The organism is Actinokineospora sp. UTMC 2448 (assembly GCF_024760565.1).
Taxonomy (GTDB): Bacteria; Actinomycetota; Actinomycetes; order Mycobacteriales; family Pseudonocardiaceae; genus Actinokineospora; species Actinokineospora fastidiosa.
Genome location: NZ_CP031087.1, coordinates 2,324,527 through 2,338,176, shown reverse-complemented (window position 1 = coordinate 2,338,176; position 13,650 = coordinate 2,324,527). Strand labels below are relative to the sequence as shown.

At 70.6% G+C, this 13,650-nt stretch carries 11 protein-coding genes; 5 read left to right on the top strand and 6 right to left on the bottom strand.

Annotated features, from left to right (window positions below; genetic code table 11):
* Window positions 1–185 precede the first annotated feature (185 nt).
* Together Actkin_RS11080 and Actkin_RS11075 are read left to right on the top strand one after the other, a co-directional pair.
* Complete coding sequence (locus Actkin_RS11080; protein WP_258906992.1) at window positions 186–4,289, top strand: SpoIIE family protein phosphatase; 4,104 nt, start codon at window positions 186–188, stop codon at window positions 4,287–4,289.
* A complete protein-coding gene (locus Actkin_RS11075; protein WP_258906991.1) occupies window positions 4,289–4,603 on the top strand; it encodes an STAS domain-containing protein in 315 nt (104 codons plus the stop codon). The genes Actkin_RS11080 and Actkin_RS11075 overlap by 1 nt, the downstream gene beginning before the upstream one ends.
* Window positions 4,604–4,645: 42 nt before the next feature.
* On the opposite strand, the gene Actkin_RS11070 is transcribed toward Actkin_RS11075, so the two are convergent.
* A complete protein-coding gene (locus Actkin_RS11070) occupies window positions 4,646–5,800 on the bottom strand; it encodes an epoxide hydrolase family protein (RefSeq protein WP_258906990.1) in 1,155 nt (384 codons plus the stop codon).
* A gap of 63 nt (window positions 5,801–5,863) precedes the next feature.
* Between Actkin_RS11070 and Actkin_RS11065 the strand changes: the two genes are divergently transcribed.
* Window positions 5,864–6,826, top strand: coding sequence for a helix-turn-helix transcriptional regulator (locus Actkin_RS11065; RefSeq protein WP_258906989.1), 963 nt, complete (start codon window positions 5,864–5,866; stop codon window positions 6,824–6,826).
* Between the two features lie 260 nt (window positions 6,827–7,086).
* Here the strand turns inward: Actkin_RS11065 and Actkin_RS11060 are convergent, their stop codons facing one another.
* Entirely contained in the window at window positions 7,087–8,589 is a 1,503-nt protein-coding gene (locus Actkin_RS11060; protein ID WP_258906988.1) for an NAD(P)/FAD-dependent oxidoreductase, read from the bottom strand.
* A gap of 265 nt (window positions 8,590–8,854) precedes the next feature.
* Here Actkin_RS11060 and Actkin_RS11055 point away from each other — a divergent pair, with 265 nt between their 5' ends.
* Together Actkin_RS11055 and Actkin_RS32735 are read left to right on the top strand one after the other, a co-directional pair.
* Window positions 8,855–9,457, top strand: coding sequence for a DinB family protein (locus tag Actkin_RS11055; protein ID WP_258906987.1), 603 nt, complete (start codon window positions 8,855–8,857; stop codon window positions 9,455–9,457).
* A 222-nt stretch (window positions 9,458–9,679) separates the two neighbouring features.
* Window positions 9,680–10,213: an NAD(P)/FAD-dependent oxidoreductase gene (locus tag Actkin_RS32735; RefSeq protein ID WP_396122957.1), complete on the top strand. Its 534-nt coding sequence runs from the start codon at window positions 9,680–9,682 to the stop codon at window positions 10,211–10,213.
* A gap of 704 nt (window positions 10,214–10,917) precedes the next feature.
* Here Actkin_RS32735 and Actkin_RS11050 read toward each other — a convergent pair.
* From Actkin_RS11050 to Actkin_RS11035, 4 genes are all read right to left on the bottom strand, one after another.
* Window positions 10,918–11,232, bottom strand: a complete 315-nt coding sequence (locus Actkin_RS11050) for a hypothetical protein (RefSeq protein WP_258906986.1) — start codon at window positions 11,230–11,232, stop codon at window positions 10,918–10,920.
* Window positions 11,233–11,681: 449 nt separating this feature from the next.
* Entirely contained in the window at window positions 11,682–11,918 is a 237-nt protein-coding gene (locus tag Actkin_RS11045) for a hypothetical protein (protein ID WP_258906985.1), read from the bottom strand.
* A complete protein-coding gene (locus tag Actkin_RS11040) occupies window positions 11,915–12,049 on the bottom strand; it encodes a hypothetical protein (protein ID WP_258906984.1) in 135 nt (44 codons plus the stop codon). Before Actkin_RS11040 ends, Actkin_RS11045 begins: the two co-directional genes overlap by 4 nt.
* A 418-nt stretch (window positions 12,050–12,467) precedes the next feature.
* Window positions 12,468–13,598 (bottom strand): Dyp-type peroxidase, encoded by a 1,131-nt coding sequence (locus tag Actkin_RS11035; RefSeq protein WP_258906983.1) that lies wholly within the window; start codon window positions 13,596–13,598, stop codon window positions 12,468–12,470.
* Between the last annotated feature and the right edge of the window lie 52 nt (window positions 13,599–13,650).

The window sequence follows — 13,650 nt, the reverse complement described above, 5'->3', positions numbered from 1 at the left end:
CCAGGCGCGCTCGGATAGCGCGGAGTCCGCGTCCGGACGAGCCGCGTCCATCGATCATCGGAACGAAAGGCCGGTTCGGGCGTGTTCCCCGGGACGCGGGTCGGCTGTCTAATCTACGGGTTGCGTGGCCGATGACGGGTGACTCGTGATCCATTCGGTGCGCCGAAGGATTGGGAGGAGTGTCGGTGGCGCGGTTCGAGGACGCTGAGGACGCTGCGGTGATCGATGTGTTCGCCGTGGACCCCGAGGTCGGGCGGGATCTGGCGGCCGTGGAGTGGGCGGGGACGCCGTTGGGGGCGCCAGCGGGCTGGCCGCAGAGCCTGCGGACGGCGGTGAGCATCCTGCTGTCGTCGAAGTTCTCGATGTGGATGGCCTGGGGCCCGGAGCTGACGTTCCTCTGCAACGCCGCCTACCGCAGGGACACCTTGGGTCGGAAGTACCCGTGGGCGTTGGGACGGCCCGCGCGGGAGGTGTGGGCGGAGATCTGGGGTGATATCGGCCCCCGCATCGACACCGTGTTGGAGACCGGGCAGGCGACCTGGGACGAGGCGCTGCTGCTGTTCCTGGAGCGGTCCGGCTACCCGGAGGAGACCTACCACACCTTCTCCTACAGCCCGCTGCGCGACGACACCGGCGCGGTGGTGGGCATGCTGTGCGTGGTCAGCGAGGACACCCAGCGGGTCATCGGCGAGCGGCGGATGGCGACGCTGCGGGATCTGGGCTCGGACCCGAGCGTGGTGCGCACCGAGCAGGAGACGCTGGCGTTCGCGGGCCAGCAGTTGGGCCGCAACCTGCGGGACCTCCCCTTCTCGCTGATCTACCTGTTCGATGACGGCGGCGCTCGGCTGGCGACCGCGACCGGGATTCCTCCCGGGCACCGGGCCGCCCCGGCGACGCTGGCGGCCGACGACTCGCCCGCGGTGTGGCCGACGGCCGCGGTGGCGCGCGGCGAGGCCGAGTCGGTGGAGCTCGACGGCGACCTGCCCTCGGGCGACTGGCCAGCGCCCCCCACCCAGGCGCTGGTGATGCCGCTGCTGCGGCAGGGCGGCTCCCCGTACGGGTTCCTCGTAGCCGGGCTGAACCGCTACCGCCCGGTGGACGACGGCTATCGCGGGTTCGTCGAGCTGGTCGCCGGGCACATCGCGACCGGGATCGCGAGCGCGCGCAGCTACCAGGCCCAGCAGCGGCGGGCCGACGAGCTGGCCGAGCTGGACCGGGCCAAGACCGCGTTCTTCTCCAACATCAGCCACGAGTTCCGCACCCCGCTCACCCTGATCATGGGACCGGTCGAGGAGCTGCACACCGCCTTGGCCGGAGCGGACAAGCGCGTTCAGGAGGAACTGGAGGTCATCCACCGCAACGGCCTGCGGCTGAGCAAGCTGGTCAACACCCTGCTCGACTTCTCCCGCATCGAGGCGGGCCGCATGCAGGCCCGGTTCGAGCCGGTCGACCTCGCCGCCCTCACCGCCGGGCTGGCCAGCGTCTTCCGCTCGGCCATCGAGAAGGCGGGGCTGGCCTTCGAGATCGACTGCCCGCCGCTGGCCGAGCCGGTCTACCTCGACCCGGGGATGTGGGAGAAGGTGATCCTCAACCTGCTCAGCAACGCGTTGAAGTTCACCTTCGACGGTGCGGTCCGGGTCAGCGTCAGCGCCCGCGAGGGTCATGCCGAGGTCGTCGTGGCCGACACCGGGATCGGGGTCGCGGCCGAGGAACTGCCCCGGCTGTTCGAGCGTTTCCACCGCATCGACAACGCCCGCGCCCGCTCCAACGAGGGAAGCGGCATCGGGTTGGCGCTGGTGAAGGAGCTCATCGGCCTGCACGGCGGCACGATCGCCGCGGACAGCGCCGAGGGACGCGGGACCGCCTTCACCATCCGGCTGCCCTTCGGGTCCGCGCACCTGCCCGCCGAGTCCCTGGCGCCCGCCGGGGCGGCAGCGGGCGTCTCGGCCACGGCCGTCCCCTACCTGCAGGAGGCGTTGCGCTGGCTGCCCGGCGATGCGGAGCCGCCGTCGCTCCCCTCCGGCGCGGCGACCCAGGCCCGCGTGCTGATCGCCGACGACAACGCCGACATGCGCGAGTACCTCACCCGGATCCTGTCCGAGGCGGGGTACCTCGTCGAGGCGGTCAACGACGGCCACGAAGCCCTGGCCACCGTCCGGGCCGCCGCGCCCGACCTGGTCATCAGCGACGTGATGATGCCGAGGCTCGACGGATTGGCGCTGGTCGCGGCGCTGCGCGCGGACTCGCGCACCGCGTCGGTCCCGGTGCTGCTGCTGTCGGCGCGGGCCGGGCAGGAGGCCTCCATCGAGGGCCTGGAGGCGGGCGCGGACGACTACCTGGTCAAGCCGTTCGCCGCCGCCGAGCTGCTGGCCCGCGTGCGGGCGAACGTGGAACTGGCTCGACTGCGCAACCACCACATCCGCTGGCGCACCGCGCTGGTGGACTCGCTGCAGGAGGCGTTCTTCGTCTGCGACGAGGACGGCGCGGTCATCGAGATCAACGCCGCCTTCACCGACATCCTGGGCTACGGGCCCGAAGGGCTGCCGTACCCGCCCATCCACCCGTGGTGGCCGGACGCCGAGACCGACGTCGAGGCGCACCAGCAGGTGGCCGCGGCCTTCGCCGCGCTGCTGGACGAGCGGCAGGGCAGCCACACGATCCCCCTCACCCACCGCGACGGGCGGCGGGTGTGGATCAGCGCCACGTTCAACCAGGCCCACGACCCCGACACCGGGCGACGCGTGTCCGTCGGCACCTTCCGCGACGTCACCGCCGAGCACCACGCCATCCAGCGGGACAGCGCGCTCGCCTCGCTGAGCACCCGGCTGTCCGGGGCGACCAGCCTGGCCGACGCGCTCGAAGGCGCGTTGACGGAGCTGAAGGCGCTGTGGCGGGCCCAGGACGTGGTGGCCGCCGTCTTCGACCAGGCCGACGCGCCCACCGTCACCGCGACGGACCCGGCCCTGACCTGGGCGCGGCTGCCCGTCCAGCGTCGAGAGCGCATCGTCGACCTCCGCGAGAGCCCGCTGCTCACCCCGATCAGCGACCACACCGGCGCGGGGATCGTCCTCGACCACCCGAACGGTCCGATGGCCCTGTGGGTCGAGCTCGGCGACCACCGGCCGTTCACCGGTGAGGACCACCTGCTGCTGTCGCTGCTGGCGGGCCAGTTGTCCCAGGGCCTGGGCCGCGCCCACCAGATCGACCAGCAGCGCGAGACCGCCATCGCCCTGCAGCGGGCCATCCTCGGCCCCTCCGACCTGCCCGACGGCTTCGCCGTCCGGTACCAGCCCGCCACCAGCCGCCTGGAGGTCGGCGGCGACTGGTACGACGTCATCGCCCTGCCCGACGGACGCATCGGCATCGTCGTCGGCGACTGCGTCGGCCGCGGCCTGGAGGCCGCCAGCGTCATGGGCCAGCTGCGCAGCGCCTGCCGGGCCCTGCTGCTGCAGGACGCCAGCCCCGCCCGCACCCTCATGGCCCTCGACCGCTTCGCCGCGAGCCTGCCCGGCGCCCTGTGCACCACCGTGTTCTGCGGCGTCCTCGACCCCCGCACCGGAGACCTGGCCTACTGCAGCGCCGGACACCCGCCGGGCATCCTCGCCCACCCCGACGGCACCACCCGGCTGCTGGAGGAGGGCCGATCGACGCCGCTGGCCATCCGCCCGGGCAGGCACCGCCCGGAAGGCCGGTACAGCCTCCCCGCGCGATCCACCCTGATGCTCTACACCGACGGGCTCGTCGAACGCAGACGCCGTCCGCTCAGCGAAGGCATCGACCAGGCCAGCGCCGTCGTGCAGGACGGCAGCGACCTCCTCGTCGACGACCTCGCCACCGAGGTCATGACCCGGCTGGCCCCCGGGGGCGGCTACGACGACGACGTCGCCCTGCTGCTGTACCGCCACCCCGCTCCCCTGGAGATGACCTTCCCCGCCGAGGCGGGCCAGCTCGCCCCCGTCCGCCACGCCCTGCGCTCCTGGCTCGACCAGGTCCAGCTCCCGAGGCAACAGGCCCACGACATCGTCGTCGCCGCGGGCGAGGCGTTCGCCAACGCCATCGAACACGGATACCGCCACAACCCCGGCGCTCCGGTCCACCTGCGCGCCGAGGCCTTCGCCGACAACCTCCACCTCACCATCGTCGACCAGGGCGCCTGGAAGACCCCGCAGCCGGAGGCCAACCCCCACCGCGGCCGCGGCGTGAGCCTCATGCGCGCCCTGATGCAACGGGTCACCATCACCCGAACGGCCACCGGCACCACCGTCGACCTGTACACGAGGATCACCTGATGACCACCCCCCTCACCCTCACCGCGGGCCACCGCCCCGACGGCACCCCACTCCTGACCGCGGCGGGCGAGATCGACATGAGCAACAGCGAGACCCTCGCCGAGGCCATCACCGCCACCCCCGGCCACCTCGTCATCGACCTGACCGCCGTCGACTACCTCGACAGCGCGGGCCTGGCCGTCCTGTTCACCCACGCCGAACGCATCGAGATCATCGCCACCCCGCTCCTGGCCCCCGTCCTCACCATCTCCGGACTCACCGACCTGACCACCGTCCACACCGTCACCCACGACTCCGCCGAGCCGACAGGGTGACGGCCCATCGCGGCGCCGACCCGCGGTGAGGTCGGCGACGTGTCAGCGGAGTGTGCTGAAGAACGCGCGGACATCCTTGATGAGGAGATCGGGAGCCTCCATGGCGGCGAAGTGGCCGCCGCGGTCGAACTCGGACCAGTGCGTGATGGTGTGTTCGAGCTCGAGGGTCCGGCGAATCGACACGTCGAGGGGGAACACCGCGACTCCGGTCGGCACGGTGGAGCGTTCGCCCGCACCCCAGGCTCCGTTGTGTGCGGTCTCGTAGTAGCTGTTGGCCGAGGAGCCCGCGGTGCCGGTCAGCCAGTACAGCATCACGTTGGTGAGCAACAGGTCCCGGTCGACCGCGTCCTCGGGTAGCTTGGCGGCCGGGTCGGTCCACTCCTTGAACTTCTCCACGATCCAGGCCAGCTGCCCGACCGGGGAATCGTGCAGCCCGTGCGCCAGCGTCTGCGGCCTGCTGATCTGCATCATGGCGTAGCCGGACTGCTCGGTCTCCAGGTACTCCAGGTGCGCGAGGCGTGCGCGCTCGGCATCGGTCAGCTCGGGAACCTCGTCGGCGTTGACCCGGGTGAACGCGGAGAGCCCATTGGCGTGCACGCCGACGACCCGATCCGGATTGAGCCGACCGAGCCCCGGGGAGATGATCGCGCCGGTGTCGCCGCCCTGCGCCCCATAGCGGTCGTAGCCGAGCCGCTCCATCAGCTCGGCGAACGCCCGGGTCACCCGGTTGGTGTCCCACCCGGGCTCAGTGGTCGGGCCGGAGAAGCCGCTCCCGGGAATCGACGGGATCACCAGGTGGAACGCCTGGGCCGGGTCGCCGCCGTGTGCACGGGGGTCGGTGAGCGGGCCGATGACGTTCCGGAACTCGACGATCGAGCCGGGCCAGCCGTGGATCAGGATCAGCGGCAGCGCGTCCGGTTCGGGGGAGCGCACATGCATGAAGTGGATGTTCTGCCCATCGATCTCGGTCGTGAAGTGCGGGAAGGAGTTCAACTCCCGCTCGTGGCGACGCCAGTCGTAGCCGTCGCGCCAGTACTCCGCCAACCCCTTCAGGTAGTCGACCGGCACGCCCCGGCTCCAGCCCACACCGGGCAGGTCCTGGGTCCACCTCGTCCTGGCCAGCCGGTCGCGCAGGTCGTCCAAGTCGGCCTGGGGAACGTCGATGGTGAAGGACCGGATGTCGCTGCTCTTCTGCATGAGATCGACGCTAGAAGACGGTTAGGTCAGGATCGGTCCTAGCTCGATGGCAGGCTTCAGGGCATGTGGGAAACCTCGACGCGGCTGCTGCGACTGCTCTCGCTGCTGCAGACCCGGCGCGACTGGTCCGGCGCCGAACTGGCGGAGCGGCTGGAGGTCACGCCCCGTACCGTTCGCCGCGACATCGACCGGCTGCGCGGCCTCGGCTACCCCGTGCACGCGACCGCGGGCACGGCGGGCTATCGGCTCGCCGCCGGGGCGGACCTGCCGCCGCTGCTGCTCGACGACGACGAGGCCGTCGCGGTCGCGATGGGCCTGCGCACGGCAGCCAGCGGTTCGATCACCGGCATCGAGGAGACCTCGGTGCGGGCACTGGCCAAACTCGAACAGGTGCTGCCCTCTCGGCTGCGCCACCGGATCAACGCCCTCCAGACCATGACCGTGCCGATGGCCAACACCGGACCCACCGTCGATCCGAGCACCCTCACCGCCATCGCCACCGCATGCCGCGACGCAGTGCGTCTGCGCTTCGACTACCGCACCCACGACGACACCATCACCACCCGCACCACCGAGCCACACCGACTCGTGCACGCGGGCAGGCGCTGGTACCTCATCGCCTGGGACGTCGATCGCCAGGATTGGCGCACTTACCGCGTGGACCGTCTCACCCCACGCACACCAACCGGCCCCCGGTTCATCCCCCGCACCCCACCCGACCCCGACCTCAGCGGCTACACCTCCCGAGCGATCTCCACCGCCGCCTACCGCTACCAAGCCCGGATCACCCTGCACACCAACGCCAAGACCGCGGCCGAACGTTTCGCCCCCACCACCGCGACACTGGAACCGATCGACGACCACCACTGCACCCTCCGAGCAGGCTCCAACTCCCTAGACGAGCTGGCCATCTACGTCACCACCACAGGATTCGACTTCCAGGTCCACGAACCCCCAGAACTCGTCACCCACATCAAAACCCTGGCCACCCGCCTCACCCGCGCAGCAAATCAGCCCGTTCTTTGACGTGAGCGCTTCAGGACCAGCTGTCGGCCTGCCACTGCAGTCAGCAAACTTCCGAGCCAACGTTCATCAGACCGTCGGGCTGACAGGATTTGAACCTGCGCCCCTCGACCCCAGACGCGCCATATTCGCTGCAGCGGTGACTATTGCTCCATCTTGGACCGTTGACCCGGTAACCGGTCCGGGTGGCTTGCGGTTGCGCTGATGCCAACATGCGCCGACCCGCTCATGGCCGGAGAGTAGGGACGGCCCCGGCGACGCGGTCAGCGTGAGTCGCGTTCTTGGGTCGCGGTGTCAGTGTGGTCTTTGCAGTCCGCGTGGTAGGCGCGGGCGGCGCGGAGGTAGGTGTCCAGGAGGTCTTCTCTGGCGGGGTCCACAGCGGCGCGGGTGATGCAGACGGTTTCCGGCAGCAGGGCGGTGTCGAGGTGCTCGTAAACCCGCCGCACGCGCTGCCGGATGTGGGCGCGCACTTCGTCCTCGTCGAGCCAGTAGGGCAGGGTCAGGCCGTATTCGTAGTGGGCGTCGGTCTCATGGTCGATCGCTTCGGTGATGGCCTGTTCCAGGGGCATCGCCTCGATGGGCGGTCGTTCGGGGGCGAACCGGTCGAACCTGTCGTCGGTGCTGTCGCCGAGGACGATGTCGGCGATGTGGGTGGAGATGACGGGTGAGCAGTGGAAGCCGTCGCGGTGGGTGCCGGTGGCGAGCACGAGGCCGTCGATGGAGCAGCCGCCGATGAGGGGGAAGCCGTCCGCGGTGACCGGGCGTGCCCCACACAGCCAGCGGTGGACGTGACAGTCGGCGAGGTGGTGGTCGAACTGCTCGCACAGCATGCGCAGGAGCGTCTGACTAGAGCCGATGTCCGGTCCGGGGGCCGGGTCGGGGGTGATGATGTTGGTGGCCCCGGCGTACAGCGGGTCCGTGGCGGGCACGAGGTGCAGACCGCAGGATCCGGCGCGGTTGGGGGTGCGCAGGACGTGACGCGGGCCTGACGGGGGCGGCTCGACCAACAGTGCGAGGCCGGTGCCGTGCAACACCGGCGGGACCGCGCCGGGGGGCAGCACGGCCTGGGCGAGCGCGCCGCTGGCGCTGCCCGCGGCGAGCACTGCGGTGCCCGCGGCGATCGTCTCCCCGTCGGTGAGGCGCACGCCCCGCACCTTGCCCGCGTCGACCAGCAGCTCCCGGACGATGGCGTCGACGATGTCGACACCGAGGCGCCGGGCCGCCGCCTCCAGCGCCGCCATCACCGCCCGCGCGTCGACCGCACCTTCGCGCGGCAGGTGCACCGCCCGCGACGGGTGCGCGCCGAACTCCGGCGTCAACCCCGCCACATCCTCGACAGCCACCGACTCGTGCGGCTCGCCGTGCTCGACCAACGCGGCCTCGATCGCCGCGAAGTTGGCCGTGGCCACCCGACCCGACCTGCCGCTGAGCACGACCACCGTGCCCGCCACCGAGGTCTCGCGCACCGCGGCGGCTTCCGGCCCGGCCAGCTCGACCAGCGCGTCCAGCCACCCCGGCCACTCGTCCAACGCCTGACGGGCGATGAAGAACCGCGCCCGGCCCGCCGGATGCGCTCCGGTGTCCGTGGTCACCTCGCCGAAGCAGTTCAACATCGCCCCCGCCGCGACCGACGCCCCCCGATCCCGTCCCGCGGGCCCCACCACGGCTACCCGAACCCCTGGATCCCGGCCCGCGAGCCGCACCGCGGTCGACAGGCCCAGGACCCCATTGCCCACGACCACCACATCGACCCAGCGCGATGACATCACACCTCCCCACCAGCCAGCAGACCGAGCGTGAGGCGAATGCCCCCACGGGGGCGGCATTAACGGAAGACCCGACCGGTTCACCCGATCCGGTCCGCCCCAACGTCGCCCTGGCAGCCGTCCGTCCTGACCGCTGAGCAGTACGGCTCCTGGGACATGCCGTATCCGCGCCCCATCAGGCGCCAACACCAGGGTGAGCACGGTCGGCTGAGGACGCGACGTACATCGCGGCGATGACGCCGGTCGGCGATGGGGCTGTCGGTGCATGCTCGTACCTGTGATCGATGATTTCGCGAAGGAATACCTGCACAGCGACCTGCGAGAGATCCGTGCGGCGATGCTCCGGAAGCTCGACGGGCTGTCCGAGTACGCCATCCGTCGTCCCCTGACCTCCACCGGAACCAACCTTCTCGGTCTGGTCAAGCACCTGTCGGTGTCGGAGTCGCGGTACTTCGGCGAGGTCTTCGATCGTCCGTTCCCCGAGTGCATCCCCCGGTGGGACGACGTCGAACAGCGCGGTACCGACCTGTGGGCGACTGAGCACGAAACACGCGAGGAGATCACCAGCCGCTACCGACGAGTCTGGGAGCACTCCGACGCCACGATCGCTGCTCTCGCCATCGACTCGCCCGGCTACGTGCCCTGGTGGCCGCGTCCTGACGTGATGCTGTTCAACGTTCTGGTCCACGTGCTCACGGAGACCAGTCGGCACGCCGGGCACGCCGACATCCTGCGGGAGCAGTTGGACGGCGAGGTCGAGATGGACGCGGAAGGAATGGCCCGGCGGGGACAGGACGCCGCCTTCTGGGAGAACCGGCGGACGGAAATCGAGCGGGCGGCCAGGGCAGCCGATCCAACCGCGTCCTGACCGGCTCGCCCCGGTCATCCGATCGGCCGTGAACTGCTGATGATCCACCTTGCCACGGGTGTGACACCGCACCGGTTCCGCTGGGAGATCCAGCCCCGAACGGGTTACCGCACCTGCCGTGCCCGTGCGCAGGTCGTACGGTCGACGGGTGTGGTCGACACGTGACGGGCGTTGCTCTCATCGCCGAGTTCGACGGCCCGCTCCTTCGGACCGCCAAGACCGATGAGCCCGCGCGAGGCGGAATGGGATCTCGTGGTGATCGGTGCCGGGCCCGCGGGCTCGGCCGCGGCCATCGCCGCGATGCGGGCCGATCGGAGCGCGAAGGTGCTGCTGCTGGATGCCGCCGCGTTCCCGCGCGCCAAGGCCCGTGGTGACGGAATCGCCCCGCACGCCATGGATTTGCTCGCAGATCTCGGGGTCGACGTCGCCGAACTGACCGCGGGCAGCGAGCCCGTGTCCAGGCTCAGGCTGGTGTCGCCGGGTGGCGTGCGGTTCGCCCGGCCCTTCACCCGGCCCGCGTTCGTCGTGCCCCGTCGGGTCCTGGATCTTCGACTCGTGCAGGCGGCTCAGGCCGCGGGGGCGGTGCTGCGGCGGCACCGCGTCCGCAGACTCCGTCCGACGGACCCCTGCGGTTCTCACCGACGACGACATCCTCGCCCGCACGGTCGTCGGCGCGGATGGCGCGGAGAGACGGCACCGCGAACGTCGGCTACGGCGAAGTCATCAGCTCCGTGCCGCCGACCCGGGCGCACCTGATCCGGCGGTTGCACGAACTCATCCCGGGCCTCGGCTCCGTCCCGTTGCGCGGCCACCGGCTGCCGTTGTCCCCCGGCCGCCCCGCTCCGGGGCACGGGCGGGTCCTCCTGACCGGGGACGCGGCATCCCTGATCAATCCCCTGACGGGTGAGGGCATCTACTACGCCGTCCTCTCCGGGACCGCGGCCATGACACCCCCAGCCTGCCCGCTCCTACCGACGCGCCCTGCGGCACGCGCTCGGCCGACACCTCCGACACACCGACGTCCTCGCCCTGCTCACCCGTCGCCCCTGGCCCCTCGACATCGTCGCCCGTGCCGACCAACTCGCCTTCAACCGGCTCACAGAGATCGGCCTCGGCGCAGGCACCATCGACGTCCTCCTGCTCACCGCCTTCGCGACGACCCTGACGCGATCAGCACGCAAACCATAGGCCTACGGGCCGCACCGGCGCTTCCCCCAAGCTGCACCGCCCCCCGTAGCAATCACGGCCCGTCGCCTGCCCGCGCTGAGTTCCCTCCACCCGCGCCTGGTCATCTCAGATCCCTCCAACCTGGACCAGGCGCACGCCCAATCAGTCGACCGTCACCACGTGCCCCTAATCGCCACGACCGGCTGTGACCGGCGTGTCGCCGGCAGGCAGATCCACCGGGGACAAGAGCGCGAAGACGGGCCATTGGCGCAACAATGGACCGTGACCGGCGGCTAGCCGACAAGCTGCCCGAACTTCACGCTCTCGAACGAGCGCACGCCGGTCTGGTCGCTCGGGAACAGGATCCTGATGGGCTCACCTGTGCAATTCGGGCCTCGGTAGAGGGAGGCCTGCTCGTCGGTCTGGTTGTCGGCGTAGTAACGACCCTGGACGTTCACGCATCCGTCGGGGTCCTCCAATACTTGTGGCTGCCCTGTGATGCTGCCGTAGACGAACTCGCCTTCGACAGCCGACGCGGGCACGGCCGAGGCCATGACGGCACCACCTATCAGGGCGAGACCGGCCAGACCGGTTGTGAATCGTCGCATGATGCACTCCTTACGAGACAGTAGCCCGGATGTCGTCGGGCGCGGACGCCAGCGGCGGCACCTGGTTTCGGGCGTCCGCGAAGGCGGTCCGACTGTGCTCGATCATCGGACTGTGGAGTGCCGTCGACTGGCATCGCGGCCCGGGGTAAGGGGTTGCACGCAAAGGGATGGGTTATCCGCAGGAGGGCCAGGATCACCCGAAGGAGAAACCGTCGGTAGGAACTCCCACCGGTAACGTGACGCTGGGGGCACTGATCGGCCGCGACAGCCGTCTTCGGCGGATTGACCCGATGATCGCCGGTGGCAGCGGAGCGCCTTGGTGCCGACACGGCTAAGCAGCAGGCGGAGGAAGCGTCAGCTTGTTGCGGCCGACCCCCGCCACTACCCGGAGAGTGCGGTGACCACTGCGTCACGGCGGTCACCGACACTCCTCCGCCGCATCCTGCGGGTTACTCGAAGGTGCCGACTCCGCCGAGGGCCAGGTACTTTAGTCCGGTCAGGGGGCAGTCGAGGTTCGGGGTGAACCAAGCGAGCGGGATCATCTGGTCACCGATCATCACCCCGCTGGTGATGGTCAGCGACAGTTCGAGCCCGCCCTGGGCAGGGTCGGTGTTGAACACAGAGGCGAACTGGCTGGTCGCTGAGGGCGTCCAGGTGATCGTGCCCGTGCCTGCGACACGGATCACCGCCGCGCAGGGGTGTCGATGGTCGAGGTGGCGGAGGCGGTGCCCTCGATCACGCCGGACTGCATCGGGTAGCCGGTGGCGGAGGCGCAGCCGATGAGCGAGCCGCTGATGTCGACGGGACTGTTGGTCACCGGCCCGGTGATCGGCGTGGCGAAATCGGTCTGGAGCTGGACCTCACAGGTCAGGTCACCCGGCGCCGCAGTGGCCGTCGGGGCGGCGAGGATGCCCGAACAGCACGGTCAGGACAGGCAGGACGAGGACGGCGCGCGAACGCATCGGGAGGTCACCTTCCATGTGAGCCGGGGCGGTTGACCTGGCTGTGCAGCGCGCGATGCCCGCGGCGGAGGTCGAACGAACCGAGCGCTGCCCACCGTATCCCCCGTCATCGGCGGGATGTACCGCCTATCGGGGAAGGCCACCGCGCCGCGGGCCCACGTCCTTCCTTGGCACAGCGCAGGATTGGCCACCGTGATCGGCGCGGACCGGCATCGAACCTCGGCCCGTCGCCCGAACAGACCGATCACCGGTTCACCGTCCAGAGACGCGGCACTAGCTGAAAAGCGTGGCGCCGAGTGGTAGTTGATCGAAGCCCGGCAGGATCAGGAAAGTCGCGCTGGCAGTGGTGGTGGTGAATGACAGCAGCGCGTCGCCGTCGTCCATGCGGGTGAGGGTGTTGGTGAACGTGCGGATGTCGTTCTGGAAGCTGATGAAGAGCAGGCCGGGGGCGGGATCGTCGATGCTGTAGGAGCGGCGGAGCATGAGACCGACGCCGACCGTGGCGGGGTGGGCCCTGCGGAGGTGGGCGTCCGCGGGGATGAGGTAGCGACCGTCCGGTGTCTTGGCGCTGAGATCGGGGTCGGAGGCGATGGTGCCGCCGGACAGCGGCGCGCCGGTGTCCCGGCGTCGGCCGAAGACAGCTTCCTGGTCGGTCACCGACAACGTGGCGAACCGCCGCAGGTCCAGCTCCATGCGTCGGAGCACGGCGATGGTGCCGCCCGCGACCGGGGGTGGTCCGGCCAGCCAGAGGTCTCGCCGCTGTTGGGCGGTGGTGTGCGGGCCGACGATGCCGTCGAGGAAGCCGAACACGTTGCGTGGCGCGGTGAGGTCTTGGTTCACCGCAACGGTGGAACCGCGGCGTCCGGCCTGGCGCCAGCGTTCGCGTATCCGGTCACCGGCCTGGTCCAGCAACGCGGCCGCGGCGACTGACGGGACGACCGCGTCTCCCGCGCAGACCTGCAGCAGCAGGTCGCCGCCACGCGCGGCCGGACTGATCCGCTCACGGCCGAATTCCGGGAGATCCGTTGTGCCGGGCAGGGAAGGACCGGCCAGGCGCACCAATCGGGGACCGATCCCGACCGTGATCGTCAGGTCGCCGGGCGGCAGGCCCAGCAGTCGCGCGTCGGTTCCCGCGGTGAGCGTGCGGATGGCCTCGCCGAGTTCGGCCAACAGCGGGCCGACGGCGACTTCGTCCCCGACATCGGCCACGACGACCAGCAGGTTGGGCTGGGCTTCGCGGGGAAGCACGATGCCCGCCTGGTGCTGACCCGTCGGCGGCACCGACGTCGACGCGGGAGGATCACCCCGATCCCTCGGTCCGCACCCCGCGGCGAGGCCCGCGGTCAGCGCGGCGCCCGCACCGAGGAAGGCGCGGCGAGACGCGTGGTCCTCAACTCGGCGCATGGCTGGAGAGTGCCAGATTCACCCACGGGCAGGCGAATCCGCAGCCCGTGCC